This window comes from Paenibacillus sp. 203, from assembly GCF_037027525.1.
Taxonomy (GTDB): Bacteria; Bacillota; Bacilli; order Paenibacillales; family Paenibacillaceae; genus Paenibacillus; species Paenibacillus polymyxa_B.
The window spans coordinates 483,681-497,950 of sequence record NZ_JAXCHD010000005.1 but is presented as its reverse complement, the minus strand read 5'-3'; the positions used below and the strand labels follow the sequence as shown (position 1 = coordinate 497,950).

At 51.9% G+C, this 14,270-nt stretch carries 5 protein-coding genes; all 5 read right to left on the bottom strand.

What is annotated here, in order from left to right; all coding sequences use genetic code 11:
* Positions 1–167: 167 nt before the first annotated feature.
* The 5 genes from WA407_RS14645 to WA407_RS14625 all read right to left on the bottom strand — a co-directional run bounded on the left by WA407_RS14645 (position 168) and on the right by WA407_RS14625 (position 13,971).
* Positions 168–3,563, bottom strand: a complete 3,396-nt coding sequence (locus WA407_RS14645) for an SMC family ATPase (RefSeq protein WP_336077650.1) — start codon at positions 3,561–3,563, stop codon at positions 168–170.
* Positions 3,560–4,744, bottom strand: coding sequence for an exonuclease SbcCD subunit D (locus WA407_RS14640; protein ID WP_165178415.1), 1,185 nt, complete (start codon positions 4,742–4,744; stop codon positions 3,560–3,562). Before WA407_RS14640 ends, WA407_RS14645 begins: the two co-directional genes overlap by 4 nt.
* A 28-nt stretch (positions 4,745–4,772) precedes the next feature.
* Complete coding sequence (gene addA / locus WA407_RS14635) at positions 4,773–8,792, bottom strand: helicase-exonuclease AddAB subunit AddA (protein ID WP_336077649.1); 4,020 nt, start codon at positions 8,790–8,792, stop codon at positions 4,773–4,775.
* Complete coding sequence (addB, locus tag WA407_RS14630; RefSeq protein WP_336077648.1) at positions 8,789–12,355, bottom strand: helicase-exonuclease AddAB subunit AddB; 3,567 nt, start codon at positions 12,353–12,355, stop codon at positions 8,789–8,791. Before addB ends, addA begins: the two co-directional genes overlap by 4 nt.
* A gap of 236 nt (positions 12,356–12,591) precedes the next feature.
* On the bottom strand, positions 12,592–13,971 hold the full coding sequence (locus WA407_RS14625) for a class I SAM-dependent rRNA methyltransferase (protein ID WP_336077647.1): 1,380 nt from the start codon (positions 13,969–13,971) through the stop codon (positions 12,592–12,594).
* Positions 13,972–14,270: the final 299 nt, after the last annotated feature.

Sequence of the window (14,270 nt, the reverse complement as noted above, 5' to 3'; positions counted from 1 at the left end):
AAAAGAAGCACCCCGGGAGCTCTTGGCAGAGCCCCTCTGAACGGACGTATGACGGGAAGATTTCTTCCGCAGCATACGTCCGCCGGGGTGCTGTATGATTAACTTGTCGGCTTGGCTGTATTATAACAATAGTTTGAAACTGTATCTGTGACCTGTATCACATTACTTCAAAAAGTTTCCATAACCACACGTGAGCCGCCTCCAGCCTGCTCTGCTGGAAGAACAACTAGCTTGCGCGGAAGACGGGCCCGTAGTTCAGGCACATGACTAATCACACCAACAGACAATTGATCGTGGTGCAGCTTTTCCAGTGAAGTGATCACTGTGTCAAGCAGCTCAGGGTCTAACGTTCCAAAGCCTTCATCCAGAAAGAAAAATTGCAGAGGGTATTGGCCCCGCAATTGAATTTGAGCCGACAGCGCAAGCGCAAGCGACAAGGAGGTCAGGAACGTTTCACCACCGGACAAGGTCGACACTGGACGTTTGACCCCACCGTTGGCATCGTCACTAATGACAAAACCACCGCTGGAATCTACCTCTAGCGCGTAACGTTGCTTGGTCAGAAAACGCAGGCGGCGTGAAGCCGACTGGCTAACCTGCATGAGCTGCTCCTCGGCAATATATTCAACAAAGGCATTGCCACGAAAAACAGACTGGAGCTTGGACATTTTTTCCGCTTCGCTACGCAAATGTATACGATTGGACTCCAGCTTCATCCAGCGGACGTGTCGATGCTGCAAGTCCTCTAAATCACGCTCAGCCTTGGCGCGATTCTGAAGCGCCTCTTCGTCGCGTGTACGGCAATCGCGCAGCTGCGCAGTGGTCGTTTCCCACTGTTCCTTTGTTACCGTTGCTCCATTCAGCTGCTCTTCGACATGCTTTAAGCGGGAAGACAGCTCTTTTTCTCGTTCTCGATGCAAACTCACTTCACGTTCATAACGTGCGACTTCTTCCGGTCCCAAGCAACATTCCATAACCTCTGCTTCCGTAGCAAAAGAGGAGGCTTCCAGACGGCTGCCCCAACGGGACTCTGCCATCTGACGTCTTTCTTCTGCCGAGTCGGAGGCCTGCCGGGCAATCAGTGAAGCATGAACGGCTTGCTGCTTGCGTTCTTCCGCTTCGGTACGGCGGCGTGCCGCGGCTTCGGCTCCGTTTTTCAGTCCCAACAGTCGCGAGGTCGCTTCTTCCAACAATGAAGCCGCTTGGCCATCTCCAACCCATTTTCGGAGCTGTGCTAGCTTTTCACGAAGCGAATCATCTTTGCTTTGGAGCCCTGTACGACGGGCAATAATGATTTTGTCCTCCTCGACGATACTCTGCTGTATCTGTTGAACACGCGCCGCCTTTCCTTCGAGGAAGGTCACACTCGTCTCCAGCCGGGACCGCAGTTCTTCCGCACGCCCGTCGCGCTCCTGCATGACACGGTAACGCTCCGCGGCTTCGCTCGGAGCGACATCCGGCAGCTGCGCCGCCCATTCGGCGCGCAGCCCCTCGCTGCGCGTGGTGCATGCCTCGCGCTTGCTGCGTGCCTGCGTCAGCGCTGCAGCTGCTGCCTCCTGCTCGGCAGCAGCACGGATGCGCCGCTGCTGTCCGGCGGCGTCTGCCTCGCGTAGCGCCTGTGCCTCGGCAGGCAGTGCATGCGCACGTGCGGCTAGCTCTGCCGCAGCACGCTCCAGCGCCGTGCAGCGCTCCACCCAAGCGGCAATACCGCGCGGCTCTGCTGGCGCTGCCGCAGGCGTGAAAGGCTCGCCCGTGGCGGCCGCGCCGCTGTCTGCGGTGGCGGGCTGCGCCAGCAAGCTGCGCTGCTCGTGCAACTGCTGGCGCAGTGTGAGGCGCAGCTCCTGCAAACCAAGCCGCAGGCGGTGCAGCTCATCTGGCGCAGCGGCATCCGCGCTATGCGCCGCAACGACGGCAGGCGCGGGATGATGCAGCGAGCCGCACACTGCGCACGGCTCGCCTTCGCGCAACTCGGCAGCGAGATGCTGTGCGAGACGCCCCAGCTCCTCCGCACGGAGCTCGTGGCGCAGTTGTTCTTCCTCGGAGGCCAGTGACGACATACCGGCGGTGATCTCTGCCTCCAACGTAAGCAATGCCTCAATACCATCAGCTGCCTGTGCAGCAAGGGCAGAACGCCGTGCCTCTGTCTCCTGTGTCTCCTGGTCCGTCAGCTTTAGACGTTCGTCAGCTTGCGCAAGCCGTTTCTCCTGAGCGGTGTACTCCAGTTCAGCTTCACGCAATTGCTCATTCGCGATTTCCAGCTGTTGCAACCGTTGCACAGCCTCTTGCAGCATACGCCGCTCATCTGCCCGCACTTCATTTTGCTTTAGCTCTTGTTGAAGCTCCTGCTGTCGCTTCAAGCCTCGCGTCTGTAGCTCTTGTTCCTTTGCGAGTCCTTCTGCATGTTCAGCAAGGGTTTGTTCGCTTTGCACAAGCTCGGCCGCCAGACGTTCCCGTTCAATACGCAATGCTTCCGTATCACGCTCCAGTTGAAGTGCCTGCTCTAGTTGGTCGATCCGAAGCAATAGCTTCGGTTCTTCGGCACTGAGTGCTTGCCGGGCCTGCTCATCTGCTTGCGCAGACACAAGCGCAGCCTCCTGCGCGGTAGTGGCCAAGACTTCCATTTCTTCGGCAGTCTTTTGCCGTTTTTCCGCTTCAGCAATGGCTTCCTTCCAGTCCGTCAGCGCAGGCAGCAATGCCTCGGCTGCAGATGCTTGTCGAAGCTTGCGCTCTAGCAAAGCAATGCCCAGCTCCTGTGCTGCCAACTGCTCCAGCTCGTTCGATCTTTGGCTGAGCTCGACGACCAGCTCACGGGTTTTGTTTAGCGCCTCCCATTCACGTGAGACACGCTCTAGCTCACGACGCGAAGCTTCTGCATTGGCAATCGCCTCTTTGAGACGCAACTCTACATGTTCAAGCGCTTCAGCACTCGCATCTCCCAGCCCTTGCTGCTCTGCCTCTAACGATTTCAGTGCGATATCGTTATCTTTCACACGACGGCTCAGCTTCTGTGCAAGTTGATCTCCGTACTTCTCCAGATGGAACAAACGCTGTAGCATCTGTCTGCGTTCACTGCCCTTTAAGGACAAGAATTCCGCAAACTTTCCCTGTGGCAATACGACAGCTCGTGTAAAATCGTCCATTTTCAGGCCGATATACTCCTCCACACAGCGCGTCACATCCTGCACCTTATCGGCAAGCACTTCCTCGCCATCCTCTGTTAACGCAATAAAACGGCTAAGCGTATTATTAACCGATACGCCTCCAGCACGTTTGAAACGTCGTTCTACACGGTAACGACGAGGTCCTTGAGCTGACATTAATTCAAACGTAAATGCAACAGACAATGTATCCTCAGCATGATTCATAATGCCTTGTGTACCATTCACTGCCCGCTCCACTTTGCCGTACATAGCCAACGTAATGGCATCCAGCAGCGTTGATTTTCCACTACCTGTTGGGCCAAAAATTCCGAACAGCCCAGTTTCGGTCAAATCGTCAAAGCGAATTTCCTGCGACTCCCGGTAGCTTTGCAACCCCGCCAGTTTTAGAAGGATTGGTTTCATGCGTCATCCTCCTCAGCGTGGTCTCTTGCATCATCCTGTTCCACCAGTTCCAGAAACAACTGTACTAATCCGTCATCTGGCTGTGCTCCACCTGTCTGCCGCTGATAGAATGCCCGGAACAACTCATGCACTGGCAGTTCTGATCGTTGGTGCTCCAGCTGTGCGGCAGCCATTTCTGGATACATGGGGCGAATATGAATGATGCCTTCACGGCTTTTGCGCAGCCGCTGAATATCTCCCATCGACATCGCTTCATCCAGCGTAATTTCCAGATCAATAAAGGCATCGGCATCCAATCCTTCGTCCAGCCAGCGATATACTTCCTCCAGACCTCCCCGTGCGCGCCACCTCACTAATGGGCGTCCACTGGTGATATACAGTTCCTCGACCTGAGCAGGCTTGCCAGCAACCACGTCAATTAACGTAACCGATTTGGCTTGTCCGGCTTCGGAAAAGCTATAAGCCAGCGGCGAGCCACTGTAACGCATCAGCCCGTCTCCCTTCACATATTGGGGACGATGCAAATGTCCTAGAGCCGTATACTGTGCCCCAATGCTCAAAGCAGACGGATCTACGGTATACGCCCCCCCGACCTGAATCGGGCGTTCCGAGTCCGACTCCAGCCCGCCAAGCACATAAATATGGCTCATCGACAAATTAACGGTGTCAGGCCGAAATGCTGTACCCAGTTGTGACATCAGCAAGCCCACACGGCGACTGTATGCCTCGCGCAAGACTGTTTCATCTCCGTCTTCAGACAATAGCTCGTTCAGACGAGACTCGGACGGATATGGCAAGGCTGCAATGCATGCCATTTCACCCGTTCGCGGTGTACGAACGCGTACCGCTTCCCCATGGGGCAGTCCCAGCAACGTAATTCCACGCCCGCTCACCAGCGGTGTGACCGAGGATACCCTTTCCGGCTGATCATGATTGCCCGCAATGACGACGAGTGGTCTTCCTCCAGCCGTAAGACGGGCAGACGTTTCATAAAACAATTGCTCGGCTGCGGCCGAAGGATTGACTGAGTCGTATACGTCTCCAGCCATCATAATCAAATCGGCCTGCTGATCGTCAGCCATTTTCGCCAACTCTTCCAAAAACGCCTCCTGCTCCTTCAAACGGCTGCGTCCTTCCAGCGTGCGGCCCAAATGCCAATCACCTGTATGCAAAATCCGCATGCTATTCCTCCTCTCCCTATCTATATAACTACAGCTGTACACTCTCTCCAGCTTCTAAAAAATACAGCCACTTCTCAGCAACCTTTTTGCTTGTAATCTCTTCGATCACACGGGCATACAGCTCCAATTGAAAACGATATTGGTCTGTTAAATGGGACAATGTACGATATTCAGATATCCGATCTGTTTTATAATCTACCAGCACGAGTCCTTCGGGAGTTTCAAATAGACAGTCAATAATCCCGTTCATCAGCACTTTATCGCCGTCCTGTCCACCTTCCGAATCTGTTTCTTGTCCTGGTGACATTGATGGTAAGCTGTGGTTCCAGTAATCGGTTGCCCGCATGGTATAAGTAAACGGAAGCTCTCTTTGAACATGGGATGCCCTCAGCATTCTGCTACCCAGCTCACTAGTGAAAAAGCGTAATATTTTATCCGTATCTAGCGCCTTTGCATGAACATCCAGTAACATACGCTGATTGAGCAAACGAGCCTTGGTTTCCTCAATAACTTCGGCGCTCATCCCCTCATCTAATGGCAAATGCAGCATCAACGTATGATAGACTGTTCCTCGTTCCGTTGGAGTCAGTCGCTGATTCCCCATAAACTTAGGTCTGCGCAAGTGTAATTGACTTCCCCCAGTGTGAGAATCCTCCCGATCCTCCGGTGACTCTGCTAGTAGAGAGTTAGATAGATTCAGCCAATCGTCCGAACCCATTTCCTGCATTTCCAGCCATCTTTTCATCTCAGTAACCGATGTATTGGCTGCCGTCTTGCCAGCCCGTTCATACGGATAGATCCAGGAAAGAGCAGCTTCAATATCCGTTTCACTCTCTTCGTTCAAGTCGATTAGCTCCGCATTTCTCAGTGCTTCTGTCTTCTTTTGGCGTTCTTCGCCCGACACCTCTTCCTCATGATCTGAGTTCACACGAGAGCCGGAAAGTGTTTCCGAGGCTACGATTTTAAATAACCAGTCTGTTCCCCGCATATGTTCCAGCCTGTGATAGTACCCATCCTGATCACCTGCCGCTTCCCTCAACAAAGTAGCAGAAGGATGCCGAATCAAAGCAGGACCTACCCAGTCCAGATAGCTGCGGCCTGCCGCCAGCATATAGTCTGGTAATACCGTTTCCGTATGTTCTTTGGCACGTGCCCAACCCACTGCGCGCGAAGCGAGATCCTTCACGGTTCCGGTCATAATCAGCTTTTCACGCGGACGCGTAAGCGCCACGTATAACACCCGCATTTCCTCAGCCAATAGCTCCAGCTGTGAGCGTCGGCGGATCGCTAAATTAGGCAGCGTAGGGTAGCTGACACGATTTTGTTCCTCCACATATTTAGGACCAAACCCCAACTCCTTGTGCATAAGAAACGGCGCATTGAGATCCTGTTGATTGAACATTTTTGCTGTCCCGGCAATAAACACGATAGGGAATTCAAGTCCTTTACTTTTATGAATGGTCATAATACGGACAGCCTGATCGGGTTCAGTCCCCCCGCTAATGGATCCTAAATCACCGCCTCGCTCCCGTAGACGGGAAATGAAGGTCAGAAATCGGAACAATCCTCGGTTGGACGTAGAAGTCTCATACTGTCTCGCTCGGTCATATAGCGCCCGCAAATTGCTTTGACGCTGTGAGCCGCCAGGCAGTCCACCGACCCAATCCAGATATCCTGTTTCCTCCAGCACATTCCAAATCAATGCACTTAAGCTTCCTTGTCGGGCTTCCTGCCGCCAGGCTTTCAAATTACGCAAAAATGAACGTAGTCGGGCAGATAACGTATTCCCGTCATTTCTATTACCAAAGTCAGATGAAGATAAAGAGTCCTTAGGGAAAAGATCCAACTCCATGATGTCAGCTGAGATCCCTTTTTCACTTTCTTCCAGTGGGTCAGCTTCTGCCGCCGCCAGCAATGCGTCATAAAATAATCCATCCGGCTTCTCCAACCGAATTTGTGCAAGTTCATCTTCGGTCAAGCCAACAATCGGCGAACGAAGCACGGATGCAAGCGGGATGTCCTGCTGCGGATTATCAATAATGTGCAGCAGAGACAACATCACCTCAACTTCCGTTGCTTTAAAAAATCCTGTCGTCTGCTCCCCTGAAGCCAGAATGCCCTCAAGCCGCAGTTCCTCTACAATTAGGGGGGCCCACACGCTTGCGGAACGAAGCAAAATGACGATATCGCCGTAGACTGCCGGGCGCATCGCTTTTAATCCTCTGTCGTAAATCAACAGTGGTTGTCCAGTGTCTCCGGTCAGTTCTTTAATCCGTTGCGCGATCGCACGAGCCTCTAACTGTGCCGTTTCTAGCTCCGCAAGCTCAGCCAGCTCACTTTCCTGTAGAGCAGATTCGTCCCCCGTTTCGGACAGCTCCGAAGCCTCGGAAAGACCCTGTCCACCCTTATCAACTAAGAGCAGCTCAGGTGCATATACAGATGCGGTGTCTTGATCCGACGGGTCGGGATAGGATGCGCCGTGTACCAGCCAGGCTCGTTCATCGTACTCAATTTCCGCCACATCCACACTCATAATCTGGCGGAAGACCAAATTGACCGCATCGACAACTTCCTGCCGACTGCGGAAATTACGTGCCAGATCAACTAAAAAGCCATCTTCCTGCTCCTGCATGCCGTACCGTTGATACTTATTCAAAAACAGACCCGGCTCCGCCAGCCGAAACCGATAAATACTCTGTTTCACGTCGCCCACCATAAAACGGTTACCCGGTTCCTCCCGTGATACCAGCCTAACGATATCTTCCTGTACGGTATTCGTATCCTGATACTCATCCAACAGCACCTCGTCAAATTGCGCCTTGTATTCGAGTGCAGCGTCGGAAGGTAGTAGCTTGTACGGAGTAGAATCAGGATGTCGTAATATTTTCAGACAATAATGTTCCAAATCTCCGAAATCCACCAACCCTTTTGACTGCTTGTGCTGTTGAAATCGTTCCCCAAATACAATCACGGTTTCTACCAATTCGTCCATCAGCGGAGCCGCGGCGTGCAGCTCCTCCCAATAGGCTTCTGCTCTCCTGCCAAACAGGGAAGCCTTCATATCTGTAATCATTTTTTTGGCTGCTTCGCGCAGCGTCTTAACCCGTTCCTGCAATGCAGGCTCAGTCTGATCTTTTTTGACCGGCTTGAGCTTACCGAAGGCAGCTGCCTGAAAATGATCATATAGAGATGCCCACGGCTGTGTCTCCAGTTCTTGCAGCAATCCCTTCACCATCGTCGCATCCTCTTGCAGCGTCACGGCATAAGGCGCAGGACCGCCGGGCTGCATAGCTGTTTCATGCGCCTGTTCCAGCAAGCTCGCTGCTCCGCGCAAAGAAAGTACGGCATCCGCCAAAATGCTGCGAACCCAGGGAGTCTCTCCCAAAGCGGCTACATCCTGTACACGAAATGCTGCCGCTGTCTCCCGCAGCCAATGTTCTGGCCAAGGATGACTTTGAGAAAAATCATACAACCGCTGAACAAGCACGTACATTGCATCATCGGTGCGTTCTCCACTAAACCAGTCGACCAGTCTGCGGAATGTACTGCCTTCATCATGAGCCTCATATTTCTCCTCAAACAGTTCTTCTAGAAGCTCCTGACGCAGCAATTCTGTCTCATGCTCATTCATAATCCGAAAACTGGGATCAAGGGGAATGGCCTGATAATGCCTGCGGATGACCTCCATACAAAATGAGTGAAGCGTTGTAATCGAGGCCCGATTCAGCAACGACAGCTGGCGGCGTACATGCTCACTTTCCGGTTCCTGCTCTAGCATACGTTCCAACGCTTCACGTATCCGTTGACGCATTTCAGCGGCTGCAGCCTTCGTAAAGGTTGCCACCAGCAACCGATCCACGCTGAAGCCAAGCTGGGGATCGACAATTTTACGAATAATACGCTCTACGAGCACCGCTGTTTTACCAGACCCTGCCGCTGCCGCGACCAGCATGTTGTTACCCGATTCCGAAATGGCACGCCACTGGTCATCGCTCCACATACTGCCTTCCGGCTTCGGCATGTCTTTAGTGTTTGACGTGCCTATCATTGGTCCATTCCTCCTTTCCCTTCCTGTGTATGACCCAACAGATTCCAGATTTGATCCTTACCGGGTTTACCCCATTGATTGTAGCCACTGCCCTCCAGACTGTCGTCAAATTGACAAACAGGCTTAAAAGAACAGAAGGTACAAGCCGTCTCTTGCTGGATTCGATAAGGTTCAATGGCCACATCGCCCTCTGTCATCCGTGTGCCAATCGTCCGAATATTATTACGCACCGAGGCTAACAAGCTGTCCCACTGTTCCGGCGAAGCAACCGAAGCACTGCTATAAAAACTGCCGTCTGCTTTCACCGCAACAGGTAAAATAGAGGAATATCCTTTGTCCAATGCTGTATCCATTTGTCCAACTACATCCCGATCTGCAAGCAATAATCCTTTCATCTTAAAACGTTTCAAAAGCTCCTGACGGGCCTGTTCTGCGCTAAGACCGTTAGGCGACTGCAACATCGGATTGTGGACGTGAAAATACAGGGTACCCGCTGGATAAGCTGTCTCGCCCAACCATTCCTCCGCCGCATTCAGCAGCACATCCAGGTAGGTGAGCATTTGCAAGGACAGGCCATAGTACACTTCATGCAGCTTGAGATCCTTTTGGCTAGATTTGTAATCGATGACACGCAAAAGTAACCCCTTTTCTCCCTCTGCCACATCTACACGGTCAATCCGTCCGACAATTTCCATCACAACGCCGTTATCTAACCGGAAGCTTAACGGAGGAAGCTGCTGACCCGGTCCAAAGTCCAACTCCAGCCCAATCGGCTCAAAACTACCTCTTCGCGCATGTTCACCTAAAATCAACGAAGCACGGCTCACGATGTCTTTCAATTTGCGCAAAATGTAGCCATACCGCTTGGAGCTCATTAAAATCTCGCCTTGCAGACGAGGAGCCAAACGCTCCACTGTACTTTCCGCCTCTTGTCGGCATTCCTCGGTGCTGAGACTGCCCCAGCTGACATTGCGTTTACGCAGATTGATCGCCATCTCTCCAAGCGCTGCATGGAATAATTGTCCGATATCCGGGGCCTTCAGGCGATACATTTGACGTTCCTTCAAACGAAGACCGTGAGAGGCAAAGTGCGAAAATGGACATGCCACAAAACGTTCCATACGAGATACGCTGGTACGCAGCTTGCTACCGTACAGACGGCGGCTTGTTTCCTTCTGCATTTTGGCATGGTTCTCATAAAAAAGTGAGGTCAACAGCTGACGCAGCTTGTCCTTCTCACGCCCTTGCTGGCTTGCATACCAGTTATATACCTCCCACCAAGGAGATAAAATGTCACCGCCACGTCGCCAATGCCGTAATTGCGCAGTGAGCTGCGGCAAAGCCTCGGACGGATGAGAAGCATACTCCCATTGCGTCGTCCAAGCATCCCCAGGCAAAGGGTATCCAGCCAACGGACGTTCGTCCAGACTAGGAAACAGGTGCCGCACATGTCGTACTAACTCAGACGGCAACAATGACTTGCCTTCTTCATCAGTCACTGCATAGCTCATCCACAGGCTTTTACTGGCTGAGGTAAGGGCCGTATAAGCGAGAAAACGTTCGTCCAACAGACGTCTTGTCATATCCGGCGCCAGCTCTACGCCTCGTTCGTTTAATGCCGTACGCTCCTGCTCATTCAGCACACCGTCCTCATGGAACACAGCCGGCATCACACCTTCGTTCATACCTAGCACAAAGGCATGTTGAATACCGGACACACGTGTACGGTCCGTGTTTCCGACCAGAACCTGATCCAGAGCTGGCGGAACAAGTCCCATACGGAACTCGGCCAATCCCGTTTCCAGCACGCCCGCAAACAAAGAGGTATCCAGTCTCTCATCACCCATCATTTCGACGATCTGATCCAGTAGTTCAAGCACTGCATCCCATACCTGACGATGCTCCTTGGCCTGCTCAGGGTTTCCTGCTTCCTCTGCCTGATGAATGAAGGCGTCCAGCTTGTGGCCGATTTCTGCATCTTCCAGTAACAGATATACCGCTTCACACTTCTCAAGTGCAGTTCGTGCCTTGCCCACACGTTTCTCAAACGCACGTAAAGGCGTCACGATCACATCCCGGCATAGCTCCATCAAATCCAACGTTTCATCCCGCCTACGGTTCCGTTCCTGCTCCTCCAGCTCCAGTGACAAGCTGGGTACAGCCTGCCACGGCCGACCATCTGTCCAACGGCTGCCTTGTATTCCGCAGGCCAGAACATAGTTTTCCAAACGGTCCATCTCCTCGCGGCTCACCCGACCGTCCAGCGGCAGTAGAAGGTCTGTTTTGACCGCACGGAATACATCCTCATACCGCCAACGCCGCTGCACGATATCCAGCGAAGCCCGAATCAATTCCACCAAAGGATGATGTAATACACTTCTTCGCTGATCCAGAAATACTGGAACCTCATACTGTTTGAATACCGGTTCCACCCATGGCTCATAATCTTCAATATGACGTACAAACAGAGCCATCTCCCGGTAACGCGCGCCTTCATCTCGGGCCAGACGGCGCATTTCGCGTACAGCCCCTTCCAGCTCTGCACGGCGATTCGCCGCAGTGTACAGTTTTATGCCCTCCGGCTGTTCTTCTGTCCACTGCTCTCGTAGCTGCTGCAGCCGCATCCGTTGTTCCTGATTCCGTAACCCTGTACGATGTTCAAAGTTAGCCTCCAAATATGCCAACGCTGGACGCTCCTTAAATCTCGGCAGCGGATCAGGGCGCAGTAATTGTGTCTGCGTCTCTATCATCAGCTCATCCGCCATTCCTTTGAGCTTTACATACGTAGCCGCTGAGGGATGAAACAAATCCAACTCATGCGGAAGCTGTCCGCTCTCGTAGCTGCGGTTGCAAGTCAGCGCCACCGTCAACGAAGAGGCATGCAGCATAAGCTGCTCCACCACCTTGTATTCATGTGGTGTAAACCTGCGGTAGCCATCCATCCAAATATCTGCTCCACGCACAAGGGAAGACTCAGCAATCTGTTCTGCCAGCATGCGCAACGTATCTTCACCGTCAATATATTTAAGCGTCAGCTCTCGTTCAAAATCCTCATAGATTAGACTGATATCTTTGAGCTTGCCGCGCAAAATCGGAGTTGACTCTCCCGCAGCGTTCATTCGCTCCAGTTGCTCGGGTACAGACCGAGTATCATTTCCATACTGCTTTAGCTCCGTAAACAATGTATTCAACCGATCCACAAAGCCGAGCTGGTCTCCCGAATCCTTAAACAAGCTCAGTTCATCCTTGCGACGACGAATAATTTTATATAAAAGCATCTTCTTGCCTTCTTCCGTTACAGGCACCAATGCTGAACCCCCGGTTTCCTGCATAACTAAATAGGCAAGACGATGAAATCCCATCACTTGGGCGCGCACCGACCCCTGAATACCGTTTCCGGCTTCTGTAAGTAACGCATGCTCGGAAGCAAATGACGATTGCTCCGGTACAAGTAACAGCATAGGCTTACCTAGCGGCTCCTCGCGTAACATAGACGTCATTTCATTGCGGATTAACGTACTTTTACCACTACCAGAGCGGCCAATCAACAAGCGGACCGACATGATGCGGCCTCCTTTCCAACGAACAACATTCTATTAAACAGTATAGCATATCAGGCAAGGGAGAAAAGAACGTACGTTTGCCATGTTGTAGCAATTCATCCTCCCCCTAAAAATAAATCAGTCCCGCAGGTTGGCTTGGTGCATGCCTTCTCTACAGGACTGATTTATACCTAAAATGAGTCTATTTTACCTATTTAATCACCAAAAAGGCGATTGACTTTGATTTTGTATGAAACCTAAAGCTGTGTCCGGCTGCGCACCTCAAAGATGGCGAATTTCAAGTAATGGCCTTCCTCCACACCCAAAATTTGAGGATGATCCTTACCAGCCGCTCTCCAGTCTACCAGACGAAGGATTTTGCCGGCATCTGCCGCCGCTTCCTTAATAGTGTCCAAAAACAGCTCTGGCCGCATATGGAACGAACAGCTCGCTGTCACCAGATAGCCGCCCTCATTGACAAGCTTCATCCCATGCAGGTTGATATCTTTATACCCACGTGTAGCTCCTTTGACAGCGTTCTTCGTTTTGGCAAAGGCTGGCGGATCGAGAATGACCACATCAAAGGTGCGTCCGCCACCTGCTGTCAGCGGCTTGGATGTATCTCCTTTGCCCCCGGCTCGTGCATTGCGTTCCTCTACACCTTTCACTTGCTTGCGCAAATATTGAAAAGCATCGTCGACGACAAACTCGACGCGTTCCTCAAAACCATTCAGCTTGACATTATCCCGCGCACTTTCAATCGCATGCTCAGAAATATCAAGACAAGTTACTTTTTTAGCACCATGTTTACAGGCATTGAGCGTAAAGCTTCCCGTATGCGAAAAACATTCCAATACGGTTGCGCCATCCCAGAATGGGAATTCAACAACCTTACCACTTTTATTCACTGGCTTCATGACCATTGTGCCAGCGTCCCCTGAGTCTGTAGCAACTTCTTGTAGCGTAATTCCACTACGTGCTCCCCAACCTGTCATCAACGGTGCTATGGCCGCACGATTTTCACGCTGGTCAAAGAAATAACCCGTCTTCTGGCCCTCTACGATATCAACCTTGATGTGTAGCCCATTTTCCGTCACCACTACATGACGCGGGCAATCACCGTACAAAGGACCCTTTGTTTGTTCCAATCCTTCCAGCTCTCGGATGGATACATCACTGCGCTCATATATACCAACAGGACCCACTACTTCAACGAGCGCATCCCTGATTTCTTCCCTGCGCCGATCCATGCCAAGCGTTAACAACTGCACGACCAACACATCACCAAATCGATCTACAATCAGTCCAGGCAAAAAATCAGCCTCGCCGTACACCAACCGATAAGCGTCTCCCCCGGTCACAAAACGTTGGCGGTGCTCCAGACATTTGCGAAAGCGTTGGGCAAAAAAGTTTTGATCCATTGCTTCCAGCGGCTCATAGGACATCACACGTACTGTAATTTGTGAAGCCGGATTATAGTAACCTGTCGCCAAATAACGCCCCTGATGGTTAACGATGCTGACCAAATCGCCTGCCTCTGGGTCACCCTCAATCTTGGCTATTTCGTTTTTAAACACCCAAGGGTGTGCATGCTCCAGCCTTTTTTTACGGCTGCGTTCTAATATTACTGAAGGCAAAATCCTTCACTCCCATTCTTAGATTACTCAAAGTGTTAAAACGTTGTTCGATAGGGGCGCGGCTCCGCGGATCATTTGATCTTACGATCGCTGTTGCACGGGGATTCTTTGGATTTTATAAATGATTTTAATGGTAAGAATCCCCCTGCAAAGGCGAACGCTCTCGCTTCTCCAGATTCAAATGATCCGCTTCGCTACTGCCCGCCTGTATATCGACGTCACGCTTTTAAAGCTTGTGAAGATACTACAAAAATTATCGTTCTATAAAAAAACAGCTCGGCCATGCTTGTCATGGCTGT